We start from the raw sequence: 13,553 nt of genomic DNA on the forward strand, positions 1-13,553 counted from the left end.
GATTCCGCGGCCTTCACTATTGTCTGTCTTGGGGGTTCGACTACCGAATTCAAAGACAAACAACAGAAAGGATGGCCGGCCCGTGTGGAAAAACTGCTCAAGGGTTCTCTCGATAACCCGGATATCCGTGTCTATAACCAGGGGCGGCAATGGTATACGACTCTTCATACATTAATCAATTTCCAGACAAATATCAGATACAAAAAACCCGATGTTATCATCATCATGCACACGATAAACGATCTTTTACATAATGCCGATTTTTCCTATTTCAGCCATTCTGAATTCAGGCAGGATTACGGCCATTTTTACGGACCGCTGAACCGGATTATCCCACACAACAACCTGGAGGATTTTATCGCCAATAATTTTGCTTTTTTCTGGTACGCAAAGAAGCGCGAGGCGGTAACACAGGAAGAGTTTCCCGGACTGCTTCCGTTCAGGAGAAACCTCGAAGCGATAATCACGCTGGCACAGCACGATAATATCAAAGTGGTGCTGCTTACCCAGCCGTCACTCTACAAAGAGAATCCTCTCCCGGCAATACGACCCCGGCTGCATATGCTCAACAAGGAAGCGATCGGTGCGGAGGGGCAATGGACGTACGAAAGCGCGCTTTCGGGGTTCATCCAATACAATGAAGCGGTGGCTGATCTGGCACGTGAGCGGGGGGTCGTATGTATCGATCTCGACAAGGAAATACCGAAATCACTCGATTACTTTTATGACGATGTTCATTACACGGACGTCGCCTTTGATCTTGTCGCGGAAAAAATAACGGCGGGGCTTCTTGAGCATTCAGAATATCTGTTCGGGGGATTTAAATGACTGCCTTCAGGAGAGATTTTTAAAAAAAATAAACCGGTTTAGTTGCAATCGGAAGGTACATGCTTCCCCTCTTCGATTATATCTGATAAAATACAAATTAGTATATCGCTTTTTGCCACCCGGAGACGGGCAGAGAGTAGATTTGTAACAATTAATTGACAAATTTAATAAAATGGGAGTAATCAAATGAAAAAGAAACACAAAAAAATCCTCGTCTTTCTTATCATTCTGATTTTTACAGGCAATGCTTTTGGTGCAGATCCGGTCAATCCGAACACAATCCAGATAGCCAGAAATCTGCTCGATTATTTATACAGTGCCTATGGAAATCATATCCTGTCCGGCCAGGAGGAATGCGAATGGTGCGGCAATCCGGATCAGGAGAACGAGTTCATTTACCAGAGTTCGGGAAAGTACCCGGCAATCAGGGGCATGGATTTACTCTACAGGGGAAGTGCGATGACAGGCAGGGCGATCTCGTGGTGGAATTCCGGCGGCATCCTGTTGATCCGCTGGCATATGGGTGCCCCGAACAATCAGGATACCTATGAAGGCAGCAAGGCTTCCGTTTCGATCAATCAGGTACTCACCCAGGGGACAAGCGAGTATAATACATTCATACAGCGTCTCGATTCGGGGGCGGAAACCCTGAGAACCCTTCAGGACAACAATATACCGGTCATTTACGCCCCCTGGCATGAAGCGGGAGACGGATGCGCATGGTTCTGGTGGGCGATGGAAGGGGGCAGCCAGTTTTTACGCCTCTGGAATTTCATGTACGATTATTATACGAATACAAAAGGTCTGAACAACCTGATCTGGATGAATCCTCAGTGCGGTACACCCTCATCGGCCTTTTTTCCCGGGAGTTCGCGATGCGACCTTGCCGGGGGCGACACCTACGACAGGGGAATACATGCCGATATTTACAGCAAGATAGTGGGTTTTGCCGGAACTTCCATGCCGATCGCACTTCACGAATGCGGCTATATCCCCGATCCTTCACAACTCCAATCACAGGGCGTCAAATTCGTGCTTTTCAATAACTGGAACAATGAATTCCTGACCGATCAGGGGGCTTCTTATATCAATACGGTTTACAATCACAGCTACGTCATTACCCGGGACGAATTGCCGGATCTCCGATCAGGGGGCTCGACATCCCCGCCTTCGGGCAACAAGGGTGATACAAATGGAGACGGAACCATCAACATCGTGGATGCACTTCTTGTCGCACAGTATTATGTCGGTCTCAATCCGCAGAACTTTGTCTCCACAAACGCGGACACGAACTGCAGCGGGGGCATCGACATTGTGGACGCACTTCTTGTTGCGCAATATTATGTCGGATTGATATCGAACTTTCCCTGTTAACCGGGCGCACTGCATTGTCAAAATAATCGCCTTTTATACAAGGTTTATTTCATTTGTTACAGGGTGTTCAATGGTATGGGGACGGCTTGTAATATAAAACATCCTCAAGATGGATTTTTGTGCTTGAAGCATATTTTCACGGTACCTTCGGCATTATTGAAGACGGATATGATCGACGGGCATCCATATATCCCGGCAGGCAGGGGGTTGCCTGACAGTTCTTTCGCAAACTGTTTTTTATCCTTTCCCGTCTCTATCATCCCTGGGCCTCTTCCGCTTCTCTTTTACAGTGTTCGCCCGGTATGCGGATTCTTTTCTGTAGAGTTTTTTCGCCCCGTAGAACGTATCAGCCCAGAAGGCTTCGAGTTTGTCGATTCTGATATACTGGTTTCTGGCCGGAGAGTGTATAAACTCGTTATTTCCCACATAAATGCCGATATGGGCGAGTTTCCCATTAATGCGAAAAAAAACAAAATCACCGGGAAGCATTGCTTTGGAGGAAACCTTCGGATAATTCGTGTAGTATTCGGCGATCGTCCCGTATTTTTTTCAGATAAGGGTATGCAGAACGCAATTGACAAGCCCTGCACAATCGATACCTTTTCTGCTTTTTCCCCCCCACCGGTAAGGTACACCGATATATGTCTTTGCCTCCCTGACAATAAAGCTTCGCAGGGTTTCTTGGTTTTGAGGATTTGCATAAACGGAAAAAGAAATGAATAAGAAAATAAAAACATGATACGTTACGGTATGTATCGTTTTGTTATTTACCGCCATCATTTACAATGATAGCACCGAAACAATAAAAACAATGTATGGAGAGCCTGGGCCGTCACGCTTCCTGTAATTGAATAAGACTGGGACAGAGCTCTTTCAGGAATCCGAGGCTGGACAGCTGCCATTCGTTTTGATTGCTGATACAGAAAACAAGGCGGTACTGTTTACCGGCTTCCGTCTGATCTTTGATTTTCAAAAGCCATTTGATGACGCAACGAATCCCGCTTGAATTGATAAACCGAAGGTTTTCCAGGTTACAATATACCGTTTTTATTCCCTTTTCGATGACCGCTACATGAATACGATCGAAATAATCATCGAGGACCGACTGGGGATATTCCATATCGATCGTTCCTTCAAAGGAAAGCATGATGCCGTCATCGGTATCGGTGAGGATGAGATTGATGTTGTCAAACTGCAGGCTTTCAACCTGAATCTTGTTCATCAACTGCATTATTCCCGGAAAAAGAATATCAATGCAAAGATAGTAAAACTTACATAGATATTCAAGCTTATTATTTTAAATTTCAGCGCCTTTCACGATAATGACAAAAAACCGCCTGTTTCATAAGGGCTTTTTTACGAAAACCGCAGAAAGGGCACTCTTGTATTCATGGTTGAAAAAACAATTGACAATCACACTATTATATATGAAAATAATACGATTTAGTATATATAATGTAAACGAAAATAAAAAAATTATAATTGAAAAGGAGTGTGTGACCATGAAAAAAGCAATGACGGTGTTGTATTTTGTCGCTTTCAGTCTCTGCGCTTTTGCACAACCGTATCACGGCAGTCCGTTTATTATTCCCGGAACGATCGAGGCGGAAGATTATGATCTCGGCGGCGAAGGGAATGCCTACCACGATACGACGGAAGGTAACACGACCGGCGCCTACCGGTCCGATGACGTGGATATCGAAACAAACGACAACGGGTATCATATTTCCTATATAGCCTCCGGTGAGTGGCTTCAGTATTCGGTTTCCGTTTCAAGGGGATACTATTATATCGACCTTTACACCGCTTCGGCGGCAGAGATGGGACACGCCGTGCAGATCGCCATGGACGGTATCGACGTCACCGAGATCATATCCGTTTCGACAAACGGTTCCTGGACCGATTTTACGGTCAAGTCCTACGGGCCCGTCGAACTTACCGGATCGGAACAGACAATGAGAATCAAAATGAACGGTTCGGATTTCAATATCGACAAACTCGTATTTATTTCAACGAACGATCAGCCCACGCCCTCGCCTGAACCGACCGCCACTCCAACCCCGACGGGCACGCCGGCCCCCGCGTTACCGGCGTTGTCCGTCAATGGCCGGAATATCGTCGACGGCAACGGCAATGTTTTTGTCATCAAGGGAATCGGTACCCCGGACATGGACCTGCTCGTAAAAAACGGCAGGGTCAACCCCGCAAGTTTTCCCGATATGTACCCCAAAACACTGGAAGAAGTACTCGACCTTACCTGGGATTGGGCGGGGCTGAATACCATCCGGCTTACTTTTCATGCCAATGAAGACGACTGGGAAATCGGCAGCATCGGATGGGATACCTATTCGAACAAGGAGCAGTTTTGTACCGACGTCCTGGACCGCTCGATCGACTACGTTGTTCATCTCGGATTTTACGCGATTATCGACTGGCATTACTTTGTCGGGCGCGGATGGGGTGAATCGGATGAACGGAACATCGCGGAGTTCTGGCAGAAAGTATCGCCGAGATGGGCGAACCACGGGAATGTGATTTTCGAGATATTCAACGAGCCCGGCGGCGGCAATTGGGGTTCCCTGGGCGATTCGAATACCGGGGATTTCGTCGATTTTGCGGAACGGCTTACATCGGCAATAAGAAACGGCGACTGGTCCGTCTACGGCCTCGGTTCGACCGCCTCGGCAAATAATCTGCTATTGGTCGGTTCTCCGAATTATTCACAGCAGCTGCCGAACTCCGGCAATCCCGGCGCCGCATACGATGAAGACTTTTTTGTCACCTCGCCGAATGTCGCCTATGTCTGCCACATTTACCCCCAGCACGGGTTGCCGGCATGGTTCGAGTACACGCAAAAATACCGGCCGGTCGTCTTGACGGAGTTCGGGTGGGAACTCAATGGTACCGCCCCCACGGCGGGAACCACCTCGGGATGGGGCGAGCCCTTCAGGAATTATGTCACAGGATTCGGGAATGTCGGGGTTGTCGCCTGGTGCTGGGACAACCTTTACCGCTCGATGATGTGGTCAACGGGCTCCCGCTCGGAAAATATCGATTGGGAACTTCTTGGATCGAGCGCACAAATCGATTCGTCCCGTATCGCCTACGGAGGGGCCGCAAACACCTACGAAAATTACATGGGACAGTTCGTCAAGGACTGGTATGGGGAAGGCCATGCCACATCGGCCCCGGTCGTCACCGAACCGCCGACACCGACACCGACGAATCCGCCGACCGCTCCGCCGGCCACGGCGCCGCCGTCGACGAATCCGGGTGATGTCAACGAAGACAACACCGTCAATATCGTCGACGCCCTCCTCATCGCGCAATATTATGTCGGTCTCGATCCGGAAGCCTTTACCGCTCAACCGGAAACGGGCGATGTCGACGGGGACGGTGAAATCACCATCGTCGACGCACTCCTCGTCGCCCAATACTATGTCGGAATAATTTCCCGGCTGCCGGTACAGACGTGAGGGATGAAACGGACCGCCGTTTCCCGCAATCCGCCCGGCCCCGGGATAGAAAAACGGCACTTCATCCCTCCCCGCCGAATTATGTTGCATGAACGTGTATTTCCGGATATAATAAATCCTGTTTCAATCGAACATTAAAACAAAAGGAAGTAAATGTCATGTCGGAAAAAAAACAAACAGCTTCAATCATTGTCGCCGCCGTCGTTTTTCTTCTGGTCCCATGCCTGCCGCTGGTTTCCCAGACAACGGTCGTCGTCAATCCGTCCGTCCGTTACCAGACAACGGAAGGGTGGGGGACCTCGCTTTGCTGGTTCGGGAACGTGATCGGCGGATGGTCGGAGGCAAAAAGAAACGAAATAGCGGATTTGCTTTTTGATCTTGAAAAAGGCCTCGGGCTCAATCTGATCCGCTACAATATAGGCGGCGGAGACGCCCCGGATCACAATCACATGGGGTTCGGAAAGGAGATGGAAGGCTTCAAACCGTCGGCCGCAAGCGGGTACGACTGGTCCGCCGATGAGAATCAACGCCGGATACTCCAGGCGGCCAAAGAAAGAATAGCGGCGGATGAGTTTATCGCCGAGGCATTTTCGAATTCGCCCCCTTACTGGATGACGGTCAGCGGGTGCGCCTCAGGCGCAAGCGGCGGCGGCAACAATCTGAGAAGCGATTATTACGATGATTTCGCCGATTACCTTACGGAGGTGGTCAAACACTTTCGGGATTACTGGGGAATCACCTTCAGAACGCTCGAGCCGATGAACGAGCCCAATGCGGGCTGGTGGAGTGCGAACGGAGGACAGGAAGGCTGCCATTTCGACAAAAACCTGCAGAGAGATATCATCCGTGAAGTAAAGTCGAAACTCGATGAGAAGGGGCTTTCGACGAAAATAGCGGCCATGGATGAAACGGGCATCGACGATACGATCGATTCATATAATTCCTATGATGCAACGACAAAATCCCGTATCTATCAGATCAACACCCACGTGTACAGCGGCTCCCGCAGGTCCGAATTGCACGATATCGCGGCACGGGACGGAAAATTATTGTGGCAGTCCGAATGCGACGGAAGCGGGGCGAGTGCGCCCTTTGACGAATATCCCCACAATCATAACGACATCGTGCCCGGGCTCGATATCGCGATGCGAATTACCAGGGACATGCGGGAAATGCGGCCCGACGGATGGATTTTCTGGCAGGCGGTGGAAAGCGAACAGGCGCAGCTTAGCCTCAATAAAAACTGGGGATTGATTCATGCCGATTTCGAAAACGGAACGGAAGCCTCCTATCTGACGAAAAAATATTATGCTGTGGCCCAGTACTCGAAGGCGATACGTCCCGGATACGTCATGATCGATATCAATAATTCGGAAGCCGTGGCCTTTATGGGGACCGCGGACAAAAAACTGGTGATCGTTCAGCGGAACGCGTCGGGAAGCGATATTTCGTATACCTATAATGTAAGCGGATTCGATACCGTGGGATCGGCCGCGGCCGTTTATCGGACGTCATCATCGGAAAATTACACCCGGCTTTCCGATATTTCACTTTCAGCTAAACAGTTTTCATCCACCGCCAGAGCGCAGTCGATCACCACCTACGTTATTTCGGGTGTGGAAAGCGGCGGCGCCACGGGAGAAATTACGACGGTCAACGACAATACGACGGGAACGGGCGACAATCAGTTCGAGTATGTCGGGTCCTGGGATTACGGGAGTCAGTCCGGGGCGTATATGAACGACAATCACTGGAACAGCGACGCGGGTGACTATTATCAGGTGAGATTCCACGGGACAAGGATCGAAATCTTCGCTGCAACCGCGTCGAATCACGGTATCGCGGCCGTATCGATCGACGGCGGAACGGAGACTCTCATCGATTATTATTCCTCATCGCGCCTGGAACAGGCGCAGGTCTGGTCGAGTCCCGATTTACAACAGGGAAACCATATCCTGAAAGTAAGGATAACGGGAAATCGGAACGCGAACTCGAGCGGTGCGGCAATCCCCGTCGACATGGTGCGGATTATCGGCGAGAACGCCCCACCCCAGCAGCAGAACGCCGGGGATGTGAACAACAATGGGGCGATCGATATCGTGGACGCCCTGATGGTCGCCCAGTATTATGTGGGGTTGGCGCCATCGAATTTCGACCAAAGCCGGGCGGATGCCAATTGCAATGGGACGATCGATATCGTCGACGCCCTTCTCATCGCCCGGTATTATGTCGGCCTGATCGACCGTTTCTGCTGACGGCCGGATATCACAGAGACAAGACGAGATGAGGAGTATACAATGATAAAAGGAAAAATGATAAACCTGCGGGTCATGCGGGAAAAGGACATCGAGACGTTCGAAGCGCTTTACAATGACATAGAAAACAGGGGCGATTACTATTACATGGGACTCGAGCCCGAATCGGTTATGCGGAAACGGTATAAAGAAAACGGATGCTGGGACGACAATTTCGGCCGCTTGCTGATTGTCGACAAGGAAGATGCCATTCTGGGGTATATCAATTTTTTTAAAAGCGTCGCGTATTTTAGTTCATACGAGATAGGGTACCGCCTGTTCGAAGAGAAAAAACGCCGCAAAGGAATCATGACGGAAGCGGTGAAGCTTTTATGCGGCTATCTGTTCAGTGCAAAAAACGTCAACCGGCTTGAAATACGGACGCATCCGGACAATATCGCATCGCAAAAGGTGGCGCTAAAGGCCGGTTTCACCCGGGAGGGAAACGCGCGGGGAGCGGTGCTGGAAAAGGACACCTATATCGACATGTGCCAGTTTTCACTGACCAGGCAGGATTTTTATTCGGGCGATAACAACGACCGGTCGTGAATTACCGGGGGTGCGAACCGTAAAGCGACGATACATTAATGACCGGAAGCGATTTTCCGGCATCATTTATCCGACAAGGCGCGAAACGGAAGGTCCGGATTATTGCTGTGTCTTTTTTTCCTTTTTTGCCTTTCGTTTTTCCTTCAGGTTGTGCTGGGGTTTTTTCTTCTCGTTTTTTTTCGACTTATCCTTGGTTTTTGCCATGGGATTTCTCCTTCCATCATTCTTCGATAGTGGTTCAGCTCCCAATTCTTTCGTTCGGTAAACGTTAAAAGAAGCGGGAAGAAACAAGGAGCCTTTTCGATAATTATAAATGAAAAAAACGTAATGAATCAATAGCGGAAAAAAAAAAGCATGAATATTGTACCGGAGACCGCGTCCTCCGCCCCGTGTCTCAGGCAACGGCGCCTGCGGTCCTCTTTTAATATCCTATAAAAATAGGTAAACGGCTTGTATATAATTCCGGGAAGTTATAGTAAACAATGTATAAAGCAGGTATAAGGATACCGATGCCGTTCTTGCGGCGGATTTGAGTAACGAACCGCACAACGGCAACAGCGGTGTGGATGTGAAATGGGACGATTCAAACGACGCGAACGACTGGAGAAAGGCTTCTGCGGATATCGCCTCCACCATCCTCGCGAAAATCCCAATCTCCTCATTCTCGTCGAGGGAATCGGGAGTTATATCGATCCGGATACCCCCAACATTTCCCAAAAACTTGGGGTGACCCTCCCCGACTGGTTGGACCTGACCGTGCACGGGACGTGGTGGGACGGCAATCTCATGGGTGTCCGCGATAACCCCGTCGACCCGGGCGGCCGTCAGGACAGACTCGTCTACTCCCCGCACGATTACGGTCCTTCGGTGTACAACCAGCCGTGGTTCGAAGGAAACTTTACACGGGAAACCATGGACACGGTCTGGGAACACTTCTGGTTTTTCATTTACCGGGAAAACACCGCACCCCTTTTGATCGGTGAATGGGGAGGCAAAATGGACGGCGTCAATACAAAATGGATGGGATACCTCCGTGACTTGATTTCAGAATACAAAAAAAAACCACACCTTCTGGTGCCTGAATCCGAACACGGGCGACACCTGAGGTATTTTTGCCGATTCGAGCTGGGCGTCGATCGATTCATCGAAATACAACTTCATAAAACCGGCCCTCTGGCAGAGCGGCGAAAAGTTCGTCGGGTTCGATCATGAAGTGGTGCCGGGCGAACAGCCGGAACCGGTCCCCTGTTGATGAAATTACCGAATCGTTGCTTGCAGGACTGGACGGAGGGACATCAGGGCGACGTGTTATATATAAAGGATTGCGCGCGATAATCGAAGGATTGCGCGCGATAATCGAAGGGTTGCGCGCTATGTTATTCAAGGGCAAGCGGGGTCTCGGAGATCTGATCGATTCCGACGATCAGCCAGTCGCCCGTCTTTTTATCAAGAGAGCAGATATCCACGCACCTTGTCGCGAACGGCAGTACGGGTTTTCCCTCTTCGGGAACGCCGGTAAGGTAATAATCGTAGGTCACCTCGTACCGGCTGTGATGTAATCTCCTGATAACGAGGTTGTCGATTCCCAGAACGCGTTCGCCGGAGACAAGCGGGGGTCTGCCTTTTTTGAACCATTGTTCCGGGCTGTAGACGACGGCATTCGATGCGACATGCCGATTGATATGCGATATATCCTGCATGTTGGTAATATTCCCGCTTAATGTGTTCAATACGATTCTGCTGTGAAAGGCGGTGACATAGCGCGGATCGATCGCGTGGGTGATTGTAAAGGAATCGAGTTTGTTGACCGCGGAATAGAACAACTCGACCACTTCCTGAGGATTGAGTCCCTTCGTGACCGATTTCCACTGGTTCAGAAGCAGGTCGGCGCCCACGACCGCGATGATGAGGACCAAAAGGATTATTCCGAAAAGATAAAGCCATCTGTTCTGTTTTTTCAGTCCAAGCTCTTTTTCGAGCGCGGCCATTCGCTCTTTGTCAGACATAACGCATCCCCTTCAATAATAAATCGATACCATGACAATACATGCAGGCGGCACTACCCCGGACGGTTTTCTTTTTCCCGTTATTATTGTACTCTCTTTTTCTCATTGTTACAATGCCCGTCAGTACGGCCGCGACCGGTCACTCGACAATATACGTCGGATATCGTATACTTCCACGTATGAAGTCCGCGGACAACGTCGATTTGATATGGAACATCAGTCAGCTCTCCTCTCTTTTTCACGGAACGACCGACCTCAGGGATTTCCTTTCGCGGGTGGTGAAGATGATCGCCCGCCACATGAACGCATCGGTCTGTTCGATCTACCTCTACGATGAAGCCTCCGATATGATCGTTCTTCGCGCCACATTCGGTCTGGCCGATACCGCGGTCGGAAAAACGACATTGAAACCGGGAGAGGGTATTACCGGAGCCGTTTTCAGGGAAATGAGGACGATTCGCGTGGCAAAAGGTTCGGACAGCCCTTTTTTCAAATACCTTCCCCTTACCCGGGAAAAACAATCGGACGCGTTTCTCGCGGTTCCCCTTTACCGTGGGATACAGCGGCTCGGGGTCCTCGTGGTCCAGCATCCGTCGCCGGATCATTTTACCGTCACCGACGAAAAGGCCCTGAACGCGATCGCGGCCCAGTTGTCCGCGACGATCGATTCAGCGCAACTGTTCCTCGATATGCACTCACCCGCCGCGTCCGCTTCCAGAAAACAGGAGGGGCCGCCGCCGTCCTTTCTCAAAGGCATTTCCGTGTCGTCAGGTGTCGCCCGCGGCAACTCGGTCCGATTGAGTAATGTGATGAAATGGTTTCGTGAATCGGAAAGCGATAACGTGGACAATTCCCGTTACACCGATGGTAAATGTCCGAAAAGCGGCATGACGGCGGCCGAAAGGGAAAAACATCTGGGAGATTTTCGGAAAGCCCTCGGGGAGACGGAAACACAGTTGAAAGACCTCCAGGAATCCCTCCAGGCCAGACTTTATGATATCGCCTCGCTTATTTTCAGCGCGCATCTTCTCATGCTCAAAGATTCCAGTTTCACCGGCGAGATGGAGCAAAAAATACTCGGAGGAGCGCCGCCTTTTGAGGCCGTGACCGAAGTCGTTCAGCATTTCGTCACCCTGTTTTCACAGAGTGACAATCCGAAACTCCAGGAAAAAACGCAGGATGTCCTCGATCTTGGGCACCGGCTTCTCTCGAATCTGTGCGGCGACCGTGAAGGATCCGACTACGGCGGACAGATCGTCCTCTGTGATACACTCCTGCCGTCACAACTCTTTAAACTGGCCGCCCAGAACGCGGCCGGGATTATCATGTTCAGGGGCGGGCTTACTTCCCATGTTTCCATCCTCGCCCGTTCACTCAATATTCCGGTCCTGTATATCGAGGACACCAGAATCTTCTCGATTCCCGAAGACACCCCGCTTCTTCTCGACGGCAACCAGAGGGTACTCTATATCTTTCCGTCACCGGATACCGAGAAGCATTATCGTGAATTGTTCGAGGCCATGATGCAGGCAAAGGAAACGATGCACGATGACACCGGGAAGACCGTTACGGCCGACAGGACGCCCGTCACTGTCCTTGCAAACATCAACCTGTTGAGCGAACTCGAGTTGATCGAAAAAACCAGCACCGACGGCGTGGGACTGTATCGAACCGAGTTTCCGTTTATCATCCGCAACTCGTTTCCTTCAGAGGAAGAACAGTACAGGGTTTATCGGAAGGTGCTAGAGGTGATGAAGGGGAGGGAGGTCGTCTTCAGAACCCTCGATGTGGGCGGGGACAAACTGCTTTCCTATTACGCCCATGTCAGCGAGGCGAATCCCTTTCTGGGGCTCAGGTCACTCCGGTTTTCTCTCAGGAATACCGAGATTTTTACGACCCAGCTGAAAGCGTTGCTCCGTGCAGGTGACGGGTATAACCTGAAGATCATGTTTCCACTGGTCGCTTCACTCGATGATTTTTGCGAGGCAAAAAAAATCGTTCGCGAATGTATCGATCAACTGGAAAAAGAAAAGACCCCCTGCTCGGTATCGCCGGAAACAGGGGCGATGATCGAACTCCCATGCGCCGTCGAAATTCTCGAATCGCTTTTGAGAGAAACAAGGCTGGTCAGCATCGGAACGAACGATCTCATTCAATACACACTGGGTGTGGACCGCACTAATGAAGCCATATCCGATCATTATATCTCATACCACCCCGCGATTCTCAAGATCTTGAACCGTATCATGGCCGTCTGTTCGAGGCATGGCGTTACACCCACCCTTTGCGGGGAGATCGCCTCGGATATACGGATTCTTCCTTTTCTTGTGGGGATCGGAATACGCAGGTTCAGCGTATCGCCGAAAAATATAAACGCGCTTAAAGCACATATCCGGCGCATGTCCGTCCGGCAGGCAAAAAGACTCGCCCGCAGGCTTTTACGGCTCGATACGATAAGGGAAATCGAAGCCCTTCTCATTGAAAACGGAAAAAATCCGTAAACTATCTCGAATTTTCAACCTTTTTTTATATGATCAGTTCATATTGATATCCTACTTTCAAGTATACAAAAGGTTTGCTGTAACAGATGACAACGTTGCATATATTCCCTAATTGAATCTATATTACCTTTTTAGTTTAAATAATTAATCCACAGGAACTAATTAACAATTTATGTTATTTAGAACATGTACATGAGAAAACCGCACTAAAGACGGGTCTCCGTCTGCGTGTCACGGCAAATCCTCAGCCGGTATTGCCTTTAGCCTGAAATTCTTACCGTTCGAATATATACGCGTTTTCGTTATTGTCGCTTGAATAAATGTAGTGACTATAACGGTTGTTTTCAATAAAAAAAGAGAGCGATCGTTTCCGAGTGCTCTCTTGTTGACGAAAAAGCGTATGTATCTATAAACGCCGGCTGTCTTTTTTCGTTTACACGATCCGAAAGAAGACCTGCCGGCATTCGTTATAATCGACATGGCATGAATGTTGCTGCCAGCAGTGCGTTCGATGCATTAACATGC

The 13,553-nt window shown here is 49.8% G+C and carries 11 protein-coding genes; 7 read left to right on the forward strand and 4 right to left on the reverse strand.

The window, feature by feature from the left end; all coding sequences use genetic code 11:
* The coding region (locus tag JW881_01405; GenBank protein MBN1696143.1) for a hypothetical protein at positions 1-828 on the forward strand (828 nt) is incomplete at its 5' end.
* A gap of 186 nt (positions 829-1,014) precedes the next feature.
* Positions 1,015-2,202 (forward strand): hypothetical protein, encoded by a 1,188-nt coding sequence (locus JW881_01410; protein MBN1696144.1) that lies wholly within the window; start codon positions 1,015-1,017, stop codon positions 2,200-2,202.
* Between the two features lie 237 nt (positions 2,203-2,439).
* Here the strand turns inward: JW881_01410 and JW881_01415 are convergent, their stop codons facing one another.
* From JW881_01415 to JW881_01425, 3 genes are read right to left on the reverse strand one after another with little or no spacing between them, the layout of a single operon-like run.
* Complete coding sequence (locus JW881_01415; protein ID MBN1696145.1) at positions 2,440-2,691, reverse strand: C40 family peptidase; 252 nt, start codon at positions 2,689-2,691, stop codon at positions 2,440-2,442.
* Between the two features lie 60 nt (positions 2,692-2,751).
* Positions 2,752-2,982, reverse strand: coding sequence for a C40 family peptidase (locus JW881_01420; protein MBN1696146.1), 231 nt, complete (start codon positions 2,980-2,982; stop codon positions 2,752-2,754).
* A gap of 52 nt (positions 2,983-3,034) precedes the next feature.
* Positions 3,035-3,424 (reverse strand): hypothetical protein, encoded by a 390-nt coding sequence (locus JW881_01425; protein MBN1696147.1) that lies wholly within the window; start codon positions 3,422-3,424, stop codon positions 3,035-3,037.
* Positions 3,425-3,704: 280 nt separating this feature from the next.
* On the opposite strand from JW881_01425, the gene JW881_01430 reads away from it, so the two are divergent.
* From JW881_01430 to JW881_01445, 4 genes are all read left to right on the forward strand, one after another.
* The gene (locus JW881_01430) at positions 3,705-5,678 is read left to right on the forward strand and encodes a cellulase family glycosylhydrolase (GenBank protein MBN1696148.1); all 1,974 of its coding nucleotides are present in this window, start codon (positions 3,705-3,707) and stop codon (positions 5,676-5,678) included.
* Between the two features lie 158 nt (positions 5,679-5,836).
* Positions 5,837-7,933, forward strand: coding sequence for a hypothetical protein (locus tag JW881_01435; protein MBN1696149.1), 2,097 nt, complete (start codon positions 5,837-5,839; stop codon positions 7,931-7,933).
* A gap of 42 nt (positions 7,934-7,975) precedes the next feature.
* Complete coding sequence (locus JW881_01440; protein ID MBN1696150.1) at positions 7,976-8,521, forward strand: GNAT family N-acetyltransferase; 546 nt, start codon at positions 7,976-7,978, stop codon at positions 8,519-8,521.
* A gap of 573 nt (positions 8,522-9,094) precedes the next feature.
* Positions 9,095-9,733 (forward strand): cellulase family glycosylhydrolase, encoded by a 639-nt coding sequence (locus tag JW881_01445; protein ID MBN1696151.1) that lies wholly within the window; start codon positions 9,095-9,097, stop codon positions 9,731-9,733.
* Between the two features lie 164 nt (positions 9,734-9,897).
* Here JW881_01445 and JW881_01450 read toward each other — a convergent pair whose 3' ends face one another.
* Positions 9,898-10,527 (reverse strand): hypothetical protein, encoded by a 630-nt coding sequence (locus tag JW881_01450; GenBank protein ID MBN1696152.1) that lies wholly within the window; start codon positions 10,525-10,527, stop codon positions 9,898-9,900.
* A 203-nt stretch (positions 10,528-10,730) separates the two neighbouring features.
* Between JW881_01450 and ptsP the strand changes: the two genes are divergently transcribed.
* Positions 10,731-13,028, forward strand: coding sequence for a phosphoenolpyruvate--protein phosphotransferase (gene ptsP, locus JW881_01455; protein MBN1696153.1), 2,298 nt, complete (start codon positions 10,731-10,733; stop codon positions 13,026-13,028).
* The last annotated feature ends 525 nt before the right edge of the window (positions 13,029-13,553 follow it).

This window comes from Spirochaetales bacterium (assembly GCA_016930085.1).
Taxonomy (GTDB): domain Bacteria; phylum Spirochaetota; class Spirochaetia; order SZUA-6; family JAFGRV01; genus JAFGHO01.

Excerpts from the sequence above, each read along its gene's own strand:
- JW881_01410 (MBN1696144.1), top strand. The coding sequence starts at position 1,015 with ATGAAAAAGAAACACAAAAAAATCCTCGTCTTTCTTATCATTCTGATT.
- JW881_01415 (MBN1696145.1), bottom strand. The coding sequence starts at position 2,691 with ATGCTTCCCGGTGATTTTGTTTTTTTTCGCATTAATGGGAAACTCGCC.
- JW881_01420 (MBN1696146.1), bottom strand. The coding sequence starts at position 2,982 with ATGATGGCGGTAAATAACAAAACGATACATACCGTAACGTATCATGTT.
- JW881_01425 (MBN1696147.1), bottom strand. The coding sequence starts at position 3,424 with ATGAACAAGATTCAGGTTGAAAGCCTGCAGTTTGACAACATCAATCTC.
- JW881_01430 (MBN1696148.1), top strand. The coding sequence starts at position 3,705 with ATGAAAAAAGCAATGACGGTGTTGTATTTTGTCGCTTTCAGTCTCTGC.
- JW881_01435 (MBN1696149.1), top strand. The coding sequence starts at position 5,837 with ATGTCGGAAAAAAAACAAACAGCTTCAATCATTGTCGCCGCCGTCGTT.
- JW881_01440 (MBN1696150.1), top strand. The coding sequence starts at position 7,976 with ATGATAAAAGGAAAAATGATAAACCTGCGGGTCATGCGGGAAAAGGAC.
- JW881_01445 (MBN1696151.1), top strand. The coding sequence starts at position 9,095 with ATGGGACGATTCAAACGACGCGAACGACTGGAGAAAGGCTTCTGCGGA.
- JW881_01450 (MBN1696152.1), bottom strand. The coding sequence starts at position 10,527 with ATGTCTGACAAAGAGCGAATGGCCGCGCTCGAAAAAGAGCTTGGACTG.